At 68.4% G+C, this 17698-nt stretch carries 13 protein-coding genes; 5 read left to right on the plus strand and 8 right to left on the minus strand.

What is annotated here, in order from left to right; all coding sequences use genetic code 11:
- On the minus strand, positions 1 to 4666 hold a 4666-nt coding region (locus ACZ4LX_RS11260), incomplete at its 3' end, for an amino acid adenylation domain-containing protein (RefSeq protein WP_467721149.1).
- A 274-nt stretch (positions 4667 to 4940) separates the two neighbouring features.
- A complete protein-coding gene (locus ACZ4LX_RS11265) occupies positions 4941 to 5153 on the minus strand; it encodes an MbtH family protein (RefSeq protein WP_030872517.1) in 213 nt (70 codons plus the stop codon).
- Positions 5154 to 5632: 479 nt separating this feature from the next.
- Between ACZ4LX_RS11265 and ACZ4LX_RS11270 the strand changes: the two genes are divergently transcribed.
- A complete protein-coding gene (locus ACZ4LX_RS11270; RefSeq protein WP_467643004.1) occupies positions 5633 to 6832 on the plus strand; it encodes a cytochrome P450 in 1200 nt (399 codons plus the stop codon).
- 93 nt (positions 6833 to 6925) lie between these two features.
- On the opposite strand, the gene dpgC is transcribed toward ACZ4LX_RS11270, so the two are convergent.
- The 6 genes from dpgC to ACZ4LX_RS11300 form a co-directional block, all read right to left on the minus strand.
- Positions 6926 to 8272, minus strand: coding sequence for a (3,5-dihydroxyphenyl)acetyl-CoA 1,2-dioxygenase DpgC (gene dpgC, locus ACZ4LX_RS11275; RefSeq protein ID WP_467643001.1), 1347 nt, complete (start codon positions 8270 to 8272; stop codon positions 6926 to 6928).
- A complete protein-coding gene (dpgB, locus tag ACZ4LX_RS11280; protein ID WP_467642998.1) occupies positions 8269 to 8967 on the minus strand; it encodes an enoyl-CoA-hydratase DpgB in 699 nt (232 codons plus the stop codon). The genes dpgC and dpgB overlap by 4 nt, the downstream gene beginning before the upstream one ends.
- Before the next feature lie 23 nt (positions 8968 to 8990).
- The gene (gene dpgA / locus ACZ4LX_RS11285; RefSeq protein WP_467642995.1) at positions 8991 to 10142 is read right to left on the minus strand and encodes a 3,5-dihydroxyphenylacetyl-CoA synthase DpgA; all 1152 of its coding nucleotides are present in this window, start codon (positions 10140 to 10142) and stop codon (positions 8991 to 8993) included.
- Between the two features lie 112 nt (positions 10143 to 10254).
- Positions 10255 to 11562 (minus strand): aminotransferase-like domain-containing protein, encoded by a 1308-nt coding sequence (locus tag ACZ4LX_RS11290; RefSeq protein ID WP_467642992.1) that lies wholly within the window; start codon positions 11560 to 11562, stop codon positions 10255 to 10257.
- 76 nt (positions 11563 to 11638) lie between these two features.
- The gene (locus ACZ4LX_RS11295; RefSeq protein WP_467642989.1) at positions 11639 to 13225 is read right to left on the minus strand and encodes an MBL fold metallo-hydrolase; all 1587 of its coding nucleotides are present in this window, start codon (positions 13223 to 13225) and stop codon (positions 11639 to 11641) included.
- Positions 13226 to 13413: 188 nt separating this feature from the next.
- Complete coding sequence (locus ACZ4LX_RS11300) at positions 13414 to 13578, minus strand: hypothetical protein (RefSeq protein ID WP_217467524.1); 165 nt, start codon at positions 13576 to 13578, stop codon at positions 13414 to 13416.
- A 39-nt stretch (positions 13579 to 13617) separates the two neighbouring features.
- Here ACZ4LX_RS11300 and dpgD point away from each other — a divergent pair, with 39 nt between their 5' ends.
- The 4 genes from dpgD (at position 13618) to ACZ4LX_RS11320 (ending at position 17387) form a co-directional block, all read left to right on the plus strand.
- A complete protein-coding gene (gene dpgD / locus ACZ4LX_RS11305) occupies positions 13618 to 14424 on the plus strand; it encodes an enoyl-CoA-hydratase DpgD (RefSeq protein ID WP_467642986.1) in 807 nt (268 codons plus the stop codon).
- A 412-nt stretch (positions 14425 to 14836) separates the two neighbouring features.
- Entirely contained in the window at positions 14837 to 15073 is a 237-nt protein-coding gene (locus ACZ4LX_RS11310; protein ID WP_467642984.1) for an acyl carrier protein, read from the plus strand.
- Positions 15070 to 16314 carry a beta-ketoacyl-[acyl-carrier-protein] synthase family protein gene (locus tag ACZ4LX_RS11315; RefSeq protein ID WP_467642981.1) on the plus strand — a complete coding sequence of 415 codons (1245 nt, stop codon included), beginning with the start codon at positions 15070 to 15072 and terminating at the stop codon, positions 16312 to 16314. Before ACZ4LX_RS11310 ends, ACZ4LX_RS11315 begins: the two co-directional genes overlap by 4 nt.
- 32 nt (positions 16315 to 16346) lie before the next feature.
- Positions 16347 to 17387, plus strand: coding sequence for a MupA/Atu3671 family FMN-dependent luciferase-like monooxygenase (locus ACZ4LX_RS11320; RefSeq protein ID WP_467642978.1), 1041 nt, complete (start codon positions 16347 to 16349; stop codon positions 17385 to 17387).
- The last annotated feature ends 311 nt before the right edge of the window (positions 17388 to 17698 follow it).

The raw sequence follows: 17698 nt of genomic DNA on the forward strand, positions 1-17698 counted from the left end.
GCGCCCGAGCCACCCACTCCTCGAACAACCCCACCACCGACCCCGCCGGCACCCCCACCGACGTGTCATTCCACTCGACAAGCACCCGACGACGCCCCGCGTCATCGAGCACGGCAACACCGCTCAACGGGACATCCGGACCACCGTCCAAAGCCCCCTCCAACGCCGTCACCAGGCTCTCCACAGCCGTGACCACCAACACCGCCACCGCCTCCGGATCAACCGGAGCAACCGCGTCGACGACCAGGGTGATCTTGGTGCCGTCGTCGTCGACGGCGACGGACAGCGGGTAGTTGGTCCGCTCCCGGAAGAACGCCAGCTCGACCCCGTCGAAGAGATCAGTGGTCTCACGGTTGAGGCCGTTGTTCGGGCGGTAGTTGAGCATCGAGGTGAACAGGGGGGTGTCCCCCGGCACGCCACTGGCCTGCTGCGCCAGCGCCAGCGGCGCGTGCTCGTGCTCCAGCAGACCCACCAGCTGGTCGCGCATGGCCGCGACCGCCGAAAGAGCGGTGGTCTCCTCCATCCGCATCCGCACCGGAAGGGTGTTGATGAACGGGCCCGCCACCCGGTCCGCGCCGGCACCGGAGTTCATGCGCCCGGACAGGACGGTTCCGAACACCACGTCGTCCCGGCCGCTCACCGTCGCCAGCACACGTGCCCACGCCACGTGGAAGACGGTCGCGGCCGTCGCTCCCAGGCGACGGGCCACCCCACGGATCCGCTCGGTCAGCTCCGGTGGCAGGCCGACAAGTTCCTCGGCCGAGTCCATGCCGTCCTTGCGCGCGTCCATCAGGCCGTACGGCGCGGTGGGCTCGTCGACGTCACCGAGCAGGTCGGCGAAGAAGCGCTCGTGCTTCCCGCTCTCTGTCTCGGCACGTGCTCGTACGGCCAGTCCGCGGAACGGCAGGGGCTCCGGAAGTTCCGCGCCGCGCCCGGTGAGAAGGGCCTCCACCTCGCCGATGAGGATCTCCAGCGCGGTGTGGTCCTCGATGATGTGGTGCAGGCGCATCAGTGCCAGCCACCGGTCGCCACCGGGTTCCGCGGCGACGTGGACCCGGACCAGAGGGGCCTGCCTCAGGTCCATGGACCGACCGCTCCTGGCCAGGAGCTCCTGCACGGGGTCCGCTGCCCGTGCGTCCAACCCGACTTCCTCGACTGGCAGTTGGACCTGCCGCTGGACCACCTGCACGGGTACTCGAAGGCCCTCCCACACCACTGAGGTGCGGAAGACGTCGTGCCGTTCGACCACTGTCCGCAGCGCGCGCACGAATGCGTCCAGACGCTCACGTGAGTCGAACCGCATCGCCGTCGACGTCACGTAGGCGTCCTCGCCGCCGTCGGCGAGGAGGTGGTGGAAGAGCAGACCCTCCTGGAGCGGGGTGAGGGGGTAGATGTCGGCGACGTTCGCCGCACCTCCCTCGACGGTGGCGACGACCCGCTCGATCTCCTCGGCGGTCAGCTCCACCAGTGGCAGCATCTCCGGCGTGATCGCCCGCGCGCCCTCAGGGATCAGGTTCGGCGGGACCTCGATCTGCTCGCTGCCCGCCACCGCGGCGACACTCGCCACGGTGGGCGACTCGAAGAGGGCCGGCACCGAGATCGAGACGCCCTGGGCGCGCAGGAGCTCCACGAGCCGGATCGCCAGGAGGGAGTGGCCGCCCAGGGCGAAGAAGTTGTCGTCGACACCGACTCCGTCCACGCCGAGGACCTCGGCGAACGCGGCGCACAGGATCTCTTCGCGGACCGTGGCGGGACCACGGCCGGAACCGGTCGCGTACTCGGGAGCCGGCAGGGCCTTGCGGTCCAGCTTCCCGTTCGGGGTCAGCGGCAGCGCCTCGAGGATCACCACCGCCGACGGAACCATGTAGTGGGGCAGGGACTCGACGGCGGTGTCCCGTACCGCGTCGGCGAGGGCAGCGTGGTCGGACTCCTGGTCGGTGGGCACGACGTACGCCACCAGGCGCTTGTCACCGGGAACGTCTTCGCGTACGACGACCGCGGCCCGGTCGACTGCCGCGTGCGCGGCGGCAACGGCCTCGATCTCTCCCAGCTCGATCCGGAAGCCGCGCACCTTCACCTGGTCGTCCGCGCGCCCGATGAACTCGAGGGCGCCCTCCGCCGTCCAGCGGACCAGGTCTCCGGTGCGGTACATCCGCTCGCCCGGCCCGCCGAACGGGCAGGCCACGAAGCGCTCCGCCGTCAGCCCCGCCCGGCCCAGGTAGCCACGGGCCAGGCCCGCGCCGGCGATGAACAGCTCGCCCGGCACTCCGGCGGGTACCGGAGCCAGCGTCCCGTCCAGGACGTAGACCTGCGTGTTCCCGATCGGGGCACCGATCGACGACACCCCGCCGGAGGCCGTTCCGACCTCCGCGGCGGTGGACCAGATGGTGGTTTCGGTCGGGCCGTACAGATTGGTCACCGACGCCGTGCACGCCATCAGACGGCGCGCCAGGTCGCCCGGCAGCGCCTCGCCGCCGACCAGCGCGCGCACCCCGGCCAGAACGTCCGTGTCACCGGACTCGGACAGCAGGGCGTGCCACAGACTCGGCGTGGCCTGGACCACCGTCGCCCCGGACGACCGCATCAGCGCGCGCAGCTCCCGCGGGTCGCGTACGGCGTTCGACGTCGCGAGGATGACGCGTGCGCCGTTCAGCAGCGGCAGGTAGAGCTCCAGTCCGGCGATGTCGAAGCCGATCGTGGTGACGGCGAGCAGCCGGTCGTCCTCGGCCAGCGCGAAGCGCCGCTGCATGGAGTCCAGGAAGTTCACCAGGGACCGGTGCTCGACCACCACGCCCTTGGGGCGGCCGGTGGACCCCGAGGTGTAGATCACGTACGCCGGGTGTGCCGGGGCCGGCCGCCCGGCCACGGCCAAGGGCCCGTTGCCGAGTCCTGCCATATCGGCGATGACCGCCGGATCGTCCAGCGCGACCACCGGCACGGCGCCGGCCGTGTTCTGGAAGTCCTCCAGGCGGCCGGTCAGCCCCGTGGCCGTGAGGACAGCCGCCACGCCCGCGTCGGTCAGGGTGAACGCGATGCGGTCGGCGGGGTACTCCGGGTCGACCGGCAGATACGCGGCCCCCGCCTTCCACACGCCGAGGAGCGCCACCACGAGATCGACACCGCGGTCGAGACACACCGAGACCACGGACTCCGGGCCTACGCCTCGGCCGGCCAGCAGCCGCGCCAGGCGGTTCGCACGCGCATCCAGTTCCGCGTACGACACCTCGGATCCCTCGCACACCACCGCGATCGCATCCGGCGTGCGCGCCACCTGCGCCTCGAACAGCTCGGGAAGCGAAGACACCGGCCCGTCAACCGCCGTGTCGTTCCAGTCCACGAGCACCCGCCGCCGCTCGGCCTCGTCCATCAGGCCGGCCCGCCCGACAGGTTCCGTGGCGGGTACGGCGATGAGCCCGCGCACGACGTGCAGGAAGCGTCGCAGTACGTCGGCGGTGGACGCCGCGTCGTGGAGGTTCGGGTTCGCGTCGACGTCGACCTGAAGGCCGGAGCGGTCGTAGACGTCGATCCGGACGCCGTCGACGGGGCCCGTCGCGAGGTTGTGCGCGGTGACGGGAAGATCACCGAAGTGCAGGTCGTAGTCGAACGCCATGACGTTGATGTGCAGACCGCACAGGACACGGTCGACCATCTTCAGGTCGCGGAGGATCTCCTCGTGGCGGTAGCGCCCGTGGCGCAGGCCTTCGCGGACCGCGCGGGAGATCTGCCGGACCACGTCGGCCACCGTGGTCCAGGGGTCGAAGGTGACGCGGATCGGAAGGACGTTGGAGGTCATGCCGGGGATGCCCGCCTCGCGGTGGCCCGACCGTCCTCGGACGAAGACGCCGATGACCACGTCGCGGGCTCCGGTGACCCGGTGTTCGTAGACGGCCGCAGCGGAGATCAGCAGGCCGGCGAGGTTGGTCTTCAGTCCGCGCGCGGCCGCCTTCAGGGCTGCGGCCTCGTGCCCACCGAGGCCGTCCGCGGCGCGGACGGGGGCATGCTGGGCGCGTCGGCCTGCGCGAGCGGTGCCGGCGAGGGTGTCGTCGGACAGGCCGCCGAGAGCGTCGTTCCAGTACTGCCGGTCCTGCTCGATCTCGGGGGACGAGCGATAGGCGCGTTCGCCGTCGAGGAGTACGGAGAGCGGGTCGAGGGCGCCTTCGGTGAGGTCCCGGTCCTGGAGGAGAGCCGTGTAGATCTCGGCGCCTCGGGCGGCGAGCACCGCGGCGCCCATGCCGTCCATGGCGAGCTGGTGAACTCGGGCATACCAGAAGTGCAGGTTCTCGTCCAGCTTGATGACGGCCTGGGAGGACAGCGGGCCACCGACGAGATCCATCGGCCCGCGCAGGTCGGCGTGCATCCACTGCTCAGCCGCCGCGCGCGGGTCCGGCTCGCCGCTCAGGTCGACGACCTGGACGGGGTAGTCCCGCTCGTCGTGCACGTACTGCCGAGGGGTTCCGTCGATGACGCGGATGCGCAGGCGGAGACTCTCGGCCTCCTGGAGCCGGCGCCGTGCGGCTTCCACCAGGAGTTCCGGCTTCGCCGTGCCGCGGATCTCCAGGTATTCCGCGGTGTGGAAGCCGCGGTTGTCGGGAGCGACCTGCTGCGCGTACCACACCGCCAGCTGACCAGCCATCAGTTCCCGGAGCTCAGCCTCGGATGCAGCCATTCCCGCATACTCCAATCGGTTCGCGTCATCGACTGGAGCAGCAGGGCCCGCCTCCCTCAGGGCGTACCGCATTACCGCCCAGCCCTCTGGGTCAAGGCTCGAGCCTGGCGGTTACCGCTGGATCTGCGTCCTGGCCAGGCGCTTGGGGGGCCGACGGGACCGTCACGACCTCGCCGGAAGCGAAAGACGGAGCGTGGTGCTCCGGTCGAACTGCCGACGGCTCACGCCCGGGACCGGCTGGGCGCCGGTCCCGGGGGCCGTAGCCCGTGAGGGACTACTTGCCTTCCATGGCCGCGATCAGGCTCTTGGGGCGCATGTCGGTCCAGGACTTCTCGACGTAGTCGAGGCACTCCTGGCGCGGAGCCTCGCCGAATACCTTCTCCCAGCCGTCGGGTACGTCGACGAACACCGGCCAGAGCGAGTGCTGGCCCTCTTCGTTCACAAGGACCAGGTAGTTGGCATCGGGATCGTCGAACGGATTCGTCATCACGTTGTCCTCTCTGGGCAATGACATGGACGCATGGTCGGCGGGTTTTCACCAACCACATTTCCGGCCGGCCGACGCTTATAGGGCGGCTGCTTGCCGCGCCGAAGGGCGCGGTCCCGGAATCCACCTGCCGCCACGCCACTCACGGGACATCACGACTCACGGTGGTGATCCACTATGGCTCAGAGCCATGCCGTTGCTCAACGCCTCGAACATTCAGGGCAGACACACCCTGCGACCTTCGGCTGCGTGGCTTGGACGGGCAGTTCAACCGTGGTCTTGCGGCAGTTGAACAGCCGAGGGCCGACGATCTTGACGACTTGCGAAAGCTCGTGACAGCGTGGCATCCGCCTGAAGGAATATCATCCGCGCCGCTGTCGAGAAAACACACACGCTCACCACTTCCCGGCGCATTCCCGACTCCTCGATCGCACATTCATTTCCGTTCCGAGGATCAAGAAGACCTGTGAGGCGCCCGCATGCGCAGTGAGCCGGCCGAGCAGCCGGAAATCAACCTGGTGGACCCCGAACTCTATTCGCATGGCGACCCGTTCGTGCAGTGGCGATGGCTGCGCGACAACGAGCCCATGTACTGGCATCCGCCCACAGAGCTCCCAGGCTTCTGGGCACTGACACGGTACGAAGACGTGCGCACGGCCTATCGGGACTCCGAGACCTTCAGCTCGGCGCAGGGAATCCTGCTGCGGCCGACCGACCACGGTGCCGATCCCGGCGGCGGGCGCACCCTTGCCCTCACCGATGCGCCCCGGCACCGCCGGCTGCGCGCTCTGGTCGACTCGTGGTTCGCGGTGCGGTCGGTGCGCGAGCTCGAGGCCGAGATGAACGACGTGGCGCGCACCGTGGTCGACGCCGCCCTGGAGCGCGGCGACTGCGACTTCGTGGCAGACATCGCCGCGCGCGTCCCGCTGTACGTGATCTGCAAGATGATGGGGGTTCCGGAGTCCGACTGGGAGCATCTCCACACCCTGACGAGCCGGGCTTTCGGCGCCGGGGACCCGGCCGCCCGCAGATTCGCCCACCTGGAGATCCTGGGCTACTTCGAGGAACTACAGGCGGAGAAGGCGGCCGATCCGGCCGACGACCTGGTGAGCGTGCTGGCCACAGGCAGCATCGACGGGGAACCCCTCGACGCCGAGGACATCATCCTCAACTGCAACAACCTGCTCGTCGGCGGCACCGAGAACACGCGCATCGCCGCCGCCGGGGGCATGCTGGCGCTGCTGGACCACCCTGAGCAGTGGCAACGTCTCTCGGAGGACCCGGCGCTGCTGCAGCCGGCCGTCGAGGAGATCCTCCGCTGGACCTCCACCGCCACACACATCATGCGTACGGCGAGGCGGCCGGTGGAGATACACGGACGCCAGGTCGAGGTCGGCGACCGGGTCACCTTCTGGCTGCCCTCGGCCAACCGCGACGAGCGGGTCTTCGAGGACGCGGACCGGTTCGACATCACGCGGAAGCCCAACCGGCACCTCGCACTGGGCTTCGGTGAGCACTTCTGTCTCGGCAGCATGCTGGCCAAGGTCGAACTGCGCCTGCTGTACGCCGAGTTGCTGAACCGTTCGATCCGGGTGGAACTCGACGGCGAGCCGAAGCTGCTGGATTCCATCGTGGTGAACGGGCCGGACCGGATGCCCGTCAAGCTGACCGCGGCGTGAGCGTCTCCCTCCCACGGCCGGCCGCCCTCCGCTCAAGTGACCGCCCCGGTTCCCTGTCGGGAACCGGGGCGGTCACGGCTGTCATCAGTGTGGTCACTTCTCCTGGACGGGCGTGTGCGAACCGGTCGTCGAGGCCGCGGAGAAACGTCCGACCTTGTCGATCACGTCGGCGCTGTACAGGCGCAGCGACTGCTGAAGGGCGAATTCGGCCATGTACTGGCGGAACGCCTCGAGCGGCTCCTCGGCGAAGTTGAGCATCCGCCGGTTGGCGAGGACCGCGGACCCCTGGAAGCGTTCGACGGCGCGCTCCACGGCCGCATCCAGGTCGCCGTGGTCATGGACCTCGTCGATCAGCAGCCGGGCCTCGGGTTCGCGAGCGTAGATCCGCCTGCCCTCCAGGATGATCTGGCGGGAGAGACGGGGGCCGACCGCCCGCGTCAGGCGGTAGTTGGCGACTCCGGGGATGATCCCCTCCTGCGCGGCAGGCAGGGAGAGGTAGGCGTCCGCGGCGGCGATCACATGGTCGAAGGCGAACAGCAGCTGGCAGCCGCCGCCGATCGCAAAGGCGTCGACCACTCCGATCCATGGCTTCTCGATGGTGCGGGACCGCCAGGCCGAGCCGTCGTCGGTGAGGACGCCGCGTACCAGCTTGTGTATGTAGCCGAGCTCGCGGCGCAGCAGGAAGTCGGTCAGGGAGATGCCGCCGCGGTGCAGCGTCTTCAGGTTGATGCCCGCGCTGAAGACGCGTCGCCCCCGGTAGCGGGGGTGGGTCATCCCGCCTCCGCGGACCAGGCCGACTTCCACGGCCGGGTCCAGGAGGGCGAGGTCGACGGCGGTCTCCATGTCGTCGACCTGCTGGTTGTCCTCCGCGTTCAGCGAGTCCTCGCGGCACAGGGTGAGGCGGGCCACGGTCCCGGTGCGTTCCACACGTACGGAGGCGAGTTCGGCTTTGCCGGTGCGGCTGAACTCGGGGAGCAGCTCCAGGGCTCGATGGGTGGGGCGCAGCATCGCGTCGAGCAGGTGAGGCCCTGCCTGCGGGGAGCGCAGGACGTGCTGCAGGAAGATGCCCTGGTCGACCTCGAGACCTTCCTTGTGGGCCTGCGGGCGGGCCCGCTCGTCGGCCAGCTGTTCGTCGGTGGGCACGAGGCCGGGGAAGGCCGCCGCGGCGGCGTGTGCGAGTTCCGTCACCCGCAGGTGCCGGGTGCGGCCCGAGGTCAGTTCGTCGTAGACGGCGTCCACGTGGGCCGTGAGGAACGTGGCGCGCAGCGTGCGGGTGGCGTCGACAACCGCTCGGGCGTCGGCATGCTGCTCCGGTGAACGGTGCTCCGGTGCGGGCAGCGCACGCAGCACGTCGTCAGTGTGCCGCGCCGCCCGGGCGATGACCGTACGGGCGTGGTCCAGCCCTGCCCGTACGGCGCGCAGGTCGTCCGCGGACGTCATGCCGCCACCTCCTCGGCGGCCCGCCGCAGGGTGAGGTCGCAGGCCGCCAGATGGCTGCCGAGAGCCTCTTCGAATCCCGTGTTGGTGGCGTCGAACATCAGCTGGCGGCGGATCGCGAGGTCGCTGCCGGCAAGGCCGGTGGTGCGCCCGGTGATTCTGGCCAGGCTGGCCGCGATGTCGTCGCTGACCTCGTCGATCAGATGCAGACCCAGCGCTTCGGTGGCCTCGATGGGGACGCCGAAGAGCAGGGCCCGGCGGATCGCCGCGGTGCTCGCCGAGTGGTTGGCGAGCCGGTACAGGGCCATGCCCGGCCACAGGGTGCCGTCGGCCGTGGGCATCGTCAGCCGGACGGATCCGGTAGCGATGCGGTAGTCGGTGGCAAGCAGCGCGTCGAGGGCGAGACCGCCGCACTCACCGTCGGCGACCGCGAGGGTGGCGGCGGGCAGGCGCTCCAGCCTCCGCAGCGCGCGCTCCCACTTGTTGACCCGGGCCAGCGTCAGTGCGTCGGTCCATGGTGCGGCCGGGGCGCCGGAGACGTGGACGGTCACATGACCCCGTCCGCCGCCGTCCTCCGTCCGGTCGCAGATGGCGGTGACAGCCGCGAGGATGTCGTCCGACAGGGGCTTGGTTCCATCGATCCGCAGGACCAGGTCGTCGGACTCGGGCCGCGCGTCGTTCTCGGAGATAGTGTTCATGACACCGTTCATCTGCTCGTTGTTCACCACTGCACCAGCGCTGTCTCGATCGTCGAGCCGGGGCCCATGGTCATCAGAACGCCGTAGTCGCCGGACTGGGCAGCCCCTTCCTGGAGCAGCCGTTCGTAGGAGAACAGGAATGATCCGCTCGACAGGTTTCCGTAGTCGCGCAGCACCCCGGTGGTGTGCCGTACGTCGTGGCGGGTGAGGCCGAGATTGACGCGGACCGCGTCGATGACCTTCTTGCCGCCGGAGTGGACCAGCCAGTGACTGATCTCGCTGCGGCGCAGTCCGGCACCGTTCAGGAGGCGGTCGACGACCTGTTCCGCGTTGGCGCCGACCACGTAGGGGACATGGGGGTCCAGATAGAAGCTGAACTTCCCCTGCTCGTCGTCCCAGTCGTACCGCATGGCGCCGATGGCGTCGGGGATCAGGTGGCTGGCGAAACCCAGGATCCGGGGCCCGCCAGGGCCGGCGGGCACGTCGGCCGGGGCGTAGGAGGTGTCGGGGGCGTCGGCCATCAGGACGATGGCGGCGGCACCGTCGCCGAAGAGACTGTTCACGACGGCGGTGCGCAGGGTGTCGTCGATGACGTAGGCGGCCGAGCAGGCTTCCGTGCACAGCATGACGGCTGCCTTGCCGGGGTTGCTCATGGCCCAGCTCGCCGTCGCGTTGAGAGCGTTGAGCCCGGCGTTGCAGCCCATGCCGACGACGTCGACCCGGCTGGTCCTCGTCGGGATGCCCAGCTCGCGGATGAGGTGGGCGCTCAGGCCGGGAGTGAGGAAGCCGGTGGTGGTGGTGCAGCAGAGGTAGTCGACGTCGGTGACGTCGAGCCCGACGTTGTCCAGCGCGGCGCGTACGGCGCGGCCGCCCATGTCGAGGGCGAGAGCTTTGTGCTTGGCGAGGAGCTCTCCCTGGACCTCGCTGCTCAGGGCGCCTTCGGCGTCCCGTGGCGGAAGAGTGAGGAAGCGGCGTTCGATCGCGCTGTTGAGGAACACCGAGCGGACCTTGGGGTCCGTGATGGCGAAGAGATCGAGCACCTCACGCTGTGTGTAGGAGTGCTCGGTGGTGGCGGTGGCGACGCCGGCGATCCGGGCGGCGCCGAGGGACTTGCCACGACCGGGGTCCACGGCGTCCAGGACGCCGGTGCCGGGGCTGGTCAGGTCGATGGTCATCGATACTTCCACCCCCACATACGGGGCTTACTGCGGTTGCGGGACTGCGCTGTCAACACCCTGATCCCTTTCCGGAGGACGGTGGACGGTGGACACGGACGGTGGGGCGCGGTCAGCCGCGCCCCGAGACCTCGGCCCTGATGAAGCGCGCGAGCCGGGCGATGCCCTCGACGATGTCGTCGTGGGTCAGATAGCTGATCGAAAGCCGGAGACTGTGCTCTCCGCCGTTCCGAGGATGGAAGTAGGACATGGGTGTCCAGATGACACCGTGCTCCTCCGCGGAGCGCACCAGTGCCGCGTTGTCGGCGGGGAAGGGAACGTCGAGGCCGAGGAAGAATCCGCCGCCGGGCTCGTTCCAGCGCACGCCCAGTGCCGCCCGGTCCCGCTCGGGGAAGTGTGCGCCGAGCTCCCTGAGTACGGCCTTCATGGCGGCGCCGTAGTGGGCGGAGGTCTCCACGTTGAGTTCTGACGGCCTTCCGTCAGCGGCGAGCAGCATGCCGCCCACGGCGGCCTGGGCCAGTGGGGAGGTGTTCACCGTGACCATGCTCTTCAGTCTGGTGAGCTCGTCGGCCAGCACGCCCTCGTTCCCGTGGCGGTCGACGACGGGCTGGTCGGCGACCACGAATCCCACCCGGGCACCGGGGAAGAGGGTCTTGGAATACGAGCCGAGGTGGACGACGCGCCGATCACGGTCGAGGGACTTGAGAGTCGGGAGCTGCCGTCCGGGGCTGACGAGCCGGTAGGGGCTGTCCTCCAGCAGGAGAATGTCCTCGCGGGCGGCCAGTTCCAGCAGCGCGTGCCGTTCTTGCAGCGGCATGGTGCTGCCCGACGGATTGGCGTGGTCGGGCATCACATAGAGCACGCGAGGACGCCGGCCACGAGCGCGTTCCGCCGTGAGCGCCGCCTCCAGGTCCTCGCAGTGGAAACCGTCGGCCCGCTCCGGGACGGGGGTCGGCTCGACACCGAGCACGCGGGCCGCACCGGTGATTCCGGGATAGCAGGGGCTGGACACCAGCAGTACGTCCGCGGGCGTCGGGACGAGTGCCCGCACAGCGAGGAACATCGCTTCCTGGCAACCCACCGTGACTACGACCGCCTCGGGCGGCACGTGGATGTTCTCGTCCTTGCCCAACGAGTCGGCGATCAGTCCGCGGATGCGGCCGCTGGTCGGGCCGTACTGGAAGAGGGCGTCCCGGACCTCGGCGGGCGAGGCCCCCTGCTCGTGCAGATGCCGCAGGTACCGGCGGATGTGGGTGAAGATCTGCTCAACGTCGAAGAAGCCGTCGTACGGGCGTCCCGGAGCGAACGAGATCGTCTCGGGATAGCGGTGAGTGATCTCGTTCAGAAAGTTCATGGTGTCGAGCACCGGGTCGGAGACGCTGGTGTGCAGCTCCTCCTTCTTCAGCCGGGTCGCGGCCATGGGAGTGCCTCCCAGGAGGAGGGCGACCGGACCGGTCGCCCTCCTCGGTCGTAGGGACGGGTGGAACGGCGTCCGGCTACCAGCGCCATTCCTGCTGGCCGTACAGGTGACCGGCCTTGATGTCGCGCTCCTTGCACCAGGTCATGAACTCTTCGATCTGCTTGATCTGGTACGTGTCCTCGTTGTACGTCGTCGCCATGACGTGGCCGAGCCACGGCTCCTCACCCATGGCGTACACATACGCCTCACGGGCACCGAGCTCCGTCATGATGGCGGCGGCCTGCTCCGCGTTCGAGCCCGACAGCTTCCGGGACGAACTCATCTTCCTGGAGATCGGAATGGTCAGCAGCGCCTTGTACAGCCACGTCAGCGGCGCTCCGTCGCACTCCATGCCGAGGAACGCGATGTCGGCCGTTCCCAGGTGCTCCTTGATGTAGCGGTACAGCGTCGGGTCGATCCCGGAGGAGTCGGCGCCGATGTAGACCTTCTTGCCGGCAAGTTCCGCCCAGTACGTCGACTTGGCACGGATGTCGAGGTCGCAGTGCTCGCCCAGGAACGGCGTGGCCGTGACCTTGCCGCCCGGGAATTCGACCTCGTCGAAATCGTCGACCTCGATGACCGGGAAGCCCTGGTTCCTGAGCATCAGCGCCATGGACGGGTCACAGAGGTTGCCGCGAGAGGAACGCGGCACCACGATGGCGCCCACACGCCCACGCAGCTGGAGCATCGTCTCGAGAACGATGTGGTCCTGGTGCCCGTGCGTGATCAGCACCAGGTCGATGAAGTCCGGCAGGTCGTCCAGGGTGTACCGGTCGCCGGCCGTGCTGTCGGCGCTGATGAACGGGTCGGTCACGATCGCGGCCTGGGGCGTCTGGAGCACCAGGCAGGCGTGCCCGAAGTAGCGGATGCGGCCACCCGACTCGATGTGCCGGTCCGGCGACAGGCTCGGCCGGTCGGACAGCAGACCCGACAGCTGCTTCGCCTGCGCGTCGTCGAGCTCCAGCGCCTCTCGCAGCTGCGCCAGGGTCGTCGGATTCACGCGTGCCTTGAACAACTGCTCGAGGCCCTCGTGCCGGAACGGCAGCGGCAGTTCGAGCACGTCCGGCGACGGCAGCCGCGGGGTGCTCAGAATGAAGGGACGCTCGTAGCCGGGCTCGAGGGACAGCTGCACCGACTGGCGCGCCTCGCTGTAGAGGCCCGCGTTCTTGTAGACCAGCGGCTCCATGAAGCGCATCTGCGCCTGGTTGTCCGTGTCGTACGCCAGCTCCACCAGGCCGTTGAGCTCGGTCGGAAGCTTCGAGTACAGCGGCGTCAGGTCGAACCCGGTCGCATTGGTCCGGAGTATCTCCTGCCCCGCGGAGATCGCCTGGGCGAAGGCCAGCATCTCGGCCCGGTCCCGCTTGATGACGGCCAGCAGGTCACGCACCTCGTCGGCGCGCTCCTCCGGGATATTGATGAAATAACCGCCACGGAGCTCCGGGTTGTTGCTCGCGGCAACGTGAACCTTGGGAGACTGCAAATACGATTCAAGCAGCGGCACTTGCAGGAAGGCCAGATTCATCGCTGCCTGAATGGGCGCCAGTGTGTGCGGCCAGGCGAAGAATCTGTCGACCAGCGGCTCCACTATGGCCTTGGAACGCAGAAACAGCGGTTCGTCCGACATCTGCCCACTCTCCTCGAGATTCCACGGGATGGTTCGCCCCGGGCAGTGCGAAATGCCAGCCCCTGCCGGCGGAACGCTGGGCCGCGGAAACCACAGAGGAAGCACGGAAGCCGGACTTGTCGGCACGCCGCGTCCCGCAGACCACCCGAGCGCTACAAGCAGCACTATGGCGCGAGCACCGGAGATGATCAATACGCCAGGAAGTGCTTGAACAGTGTCCGACAGGGTTCAAGTGCGGCAACGCGCCAGTTGAACACAGCCGTTGTTGCCCTTTGCGAAGCGAAGGCGGTAATGATGACCTGCACTTTCTCCTTCTTGCACAAAGTGACGCGCACATCGATCTGGCTCTCCAATGCTTCATTCGTACACGGGAAAAAGGGGGTGTCGGCTCGGTGGCCGACGCAGAAGGGCCGGAGGTTCTGTATGAGAAGAAGGGTCATGTCGCCTACGTGACGCTCAACCGGCCGGCGGTGCTCAACGCGATGAATCTGCGGACCCATGAGCGGCTGGCCGATGTCTGGGACGACGTCGAGGCCGATGACGAGGTGCGGCTCACCGTGCTGACGGGTGCGGGCGACAGGTCCTTCTCCGTCGGGCAGGACCTGCGGGAGCGGGCCGAGCTGGACCGGCAGGGGGTGCCCGCGTCGACGTTCGGCAGCCGTGGTCAGCCGGGCTGGCCCCGTCTGACCGAGCGGTTCACCCTGTCCAAACCGGTCGTCGCCCGCGTGAACGGCTACGCACTCGGCGGGGGCTTCGAACTCGCCCTGGCCTGCGATCTCATCATCGCCTCCGACCACTCGGTCTTCGCCCTCCCCGAGGTGACCCTCGGCCTCGTGCCGGGCGCCGGAGGGGCGTTCCGGCTGGCACGGCAGATCCCGCTCAAGACCGCGATGGGCTACCTGCTGACCGGCCGCCGGATGAGTGCGTCCGAGGCCCTGCGCCTCGGTCTGGTGAACGAGGTGGTGCCCGAGGAAGATCTCGACGCCGCCGTCGGGGCATGGACCGACGCCCTGCAACGCAGCGCTCCCCTGGCCTTGCGTGCCATCAAGGAAGCCGTGATGCGCTCCGTGGACATGCCGCTGCCCGAAGCCTTCACCACACCGTTCGCCTGGGAACAGCGCCGCAGGCACAGCGCGGACGCCGTCGAAGGCCCGCGGGCGTTCGCGGAGCGCCGTGAACCCGTCTGGAGCGGGCGATGAGCAGGGGCGAACAGCCGCCGCTCCCGCCGGCCCCGTGTCTCGGCGTTCAACTGCGTGACCGCGGCAGTTGGCCTCCCTGTCCCGTGGGGATTTGACATCCCCGCCGTCCGCAGTGGAGTCCGGGACACCGCAAGCTTGATCGCCGTCGGCGTTACGGATACTTTCCTCGTCGTCGCGGCACAGATCCACCAGCGCGCGGCCTACCCCAAGGAGCAATGCGGACTGTGCTGTTCGACGACGGCGCGGTCCTGATTCATATTTTCCGACGCGCCGGCCGCCGACGGACTGAAACCCGGCAACCGCCCCGCGCTTGCCGGCTTCAGTGCGCCGAACTCACCCGGGTATGGACCGCACCGATCCGGCAACAGCGGACAGCCGTGAATTCATATAACTGAGTGAGAGGAACACACCCATGTACGTCGAATACCTCACGACCCTCCTCAACACCGTCTACAAGGTTCCCGGGCCGATCGATCCGGAGAAGTCGTTCCTGGAGCTCGAGGTGGACTCGCTCTCTCTGGCCGAGCTCAGCGCACACCTGGAGGACGAACTCGACGTGCCCGTCGACGAGGAACAGCTCAGCGCCGCGACCACCGTGGCCGAACTGGCCGCGCTCCTGAAAGCTCACGGCGCGGTCATACCGGCATGAGATCCGACCGATCCAGACCTCCGGCTGTGGTGATCACCGGTATCGGCATGGTCACACCCGCAGGCGTCGGCACGGCCACCTCCTGGAAGACGACCTGCGAGGGGCAGCCGACAGGCGCCACCGATCCAAGGCTCAAGGGCGCCCCCGTGGACTTCAGCTGCCCTGTCACCGGATTCGACTCGGACGGGCTGATCGGTGTCGAGGCCCGCCGCATGGATCCCTTCACGCAGTACGCCCTCACCGCGGCCCGCGAGGCATACGCAGACGCCCAACTGGACGGCAGCCAGGCGGACCCCGCCAGAATCGGGGTTCTGCTGGGCACCGGCGTCGCCGGCCTCGGCACCTGGCAGGAACAGGGCGAGCGGCTGCACACCAGGGGGCCACGCGCGGTCAACCCCCTCACCATCCCGAAGGCCATCGGCAACATCGCCGCCGCCACCGTGTCCATGGAGTTCGGCCTGCACGGCCCCTCATTCAGCCTGGCCACCGCCTGTGCCACCGGTACCTCGGCCTTGGGGCTCGCCCTCGACCAACTCCGGGCGGGACGTTGCGATGTAGTCCTGGCCGGCGGCACCGAGGCCGCCATCTCGCCCCTCGTGTCCATCGCGTTCGACCAGCTGAAGGCGCTCTCCCGACGCCATGACGCCCCGGAGCTGGCCTCCCGGCCGTTCGACCAGGATCGCGACGGTTTCGTGCTCGGAGAGGGCGCCGCCGTCCTCGTCCTGGAACGCGCGGCACATGCCGGGGCGCGAGGGCGAAGCGCCTACGCAGAGGTGCTGGGCTACGGTGAATCCTCGGACGCCCACCACCTCACCGCGCCCCGACCCGATGGCCAGGGCGCTCAGCTCGCTCTGGAGAAGGCTCTCGACGACGCCGCGGTGCGTCCTTCGGACGTCACGCTCGTCAACGCTCACGCGACCAGCACGCCCCAGGGCGACGCCATCGAGGCCCGTGTCATCGAGCGCCTCTTCGGGCAGCGAGCGGCGGTCACCTCCACCAAGGGCGTGACGGGCCATATGCTCGGCGCGGCCGGGGCGGTCGAGGCAGCGTTCACTGCTCTGTCCATCAAGCACGGTGTCGTGCCACCCACCGCCAATTTCCAGGCCGCGGGTGCCGGCACCCCCGAGATCGACATTGTCCACGGCGCTTCCAGGCATACGCCTGTTTCTGTCGCCGTCAGCAACTCCTTCGGCTTCGGAGGACACAATGCAGTCATCGTTCTGGGGAGTGTCGACACATAAAGCATCGCCAATAGATCCGGATTGGATTCGTCGTGGAATTCAGCCTGCTGTACTTTGCGAACCGTGAAGCAAATGATCCACCCCAGGAGTACGAACTACTGATCAAGACCGCTGAATTCGCCGACGCGAACGATTTCGCGGCGCTCTGGATTCCGGAAAGGCATTTCCACCCCTTCGGCGGGGCGTACCCGAACCCGGCGCTTGCCGCCGCCGCGCTCGCGAGCAGAACTCGCAACGTCAGGCTGCGAGCAGGCAGTGTGGTCCTGCCGCTGCACGATCCGCTGACGGTGGTCGAGGACTGGTCCTTCGTCGACAACCTCTCCTACGGCCGAGTCGATCTGGCCTTCGCCTCGGGATGGAATCCGAACGACTTCGTCCTGGCTCCGGACCGGTACGCGAACCGCAGGGAATACACGTTCGACGCGATCGAGACGGTCAAGGACCTGTGGGCCGGCAAGACGGTGCTGCGGGAGAACGGGGAGGGCACTCCCACCGAGACGCTGTCCTATCCCCGCCCCGTCCAGCCGCAACTGGATCTGTGGTTCACCTGTACCTCCAGCAGGCAGTCCTTCACCCAGGCGGGCGCGCGCGGCCTGAACGTCCTCACGGCTCTGCTCTTCCAGACCCCGGAGGAACTGGCCGAGAACATCGGGCACTACAGAGCTGCCCGTCGAGAGCACGGCCATGATCCCGCCTCAGGGATCGTAACGCTGATGCTGCACACCTTCGCTGGAGACAGCGACAGCGCGGTGAGAAAGATCGTACGCGAACCGTTCATCAACTACCTGCTCTCTTCCATCAACCTGTGGAAGGGACAATGGCCGGAACTCCAGGACGGAGATCCGAAGCGCCTGGCCATGCTGGCTTTCCAGCGCTACTTCCTCACTTCGGCTCTGTTCGGTTCGGTCGACAAGTGCACCGCGTTCGCCAAGCGCCTTGAGGCTGCCGGCGTGGACGAAATTGCCTCACTGGTAGATTTCGGCGTCGATGGCACAGAGGTACTCGCCGCACTTCCGTATCTCGACCAGGTGAGGCGTAACCTTGCCGGAAGTGCGAATACGCCTTTGAGTTGAGCTTGGCCCTGCCGGGGATCTTGGAGTTTCGCGGTGCGGCAGCATGGTCAACGGGCAGGGTGGGGCAGTTCCGATGACCGATGCAGTTGTCGAGGTGCCCGTTGTCCCTACGTCCACGTTCCGGTAAGCAGGTCCCGTCTCTGACTGCGCAGATCGCGCGGGCGAGTTACCCGGGCGGCACGACCGGCCGGTTCTCCGGCGCCAGGAGCGCGAAGTGCGGCCCCTCCAGCGGGAACAGCTCGCACGACGCACTCGTCCACGCCGCTCACCGGGACATCGGCAGCACCACGAGCCTCTGCGCAGCGCCCCGG

This window comes from Streptomyces sp. NPDC026062, from assembly GCF_055568375.1.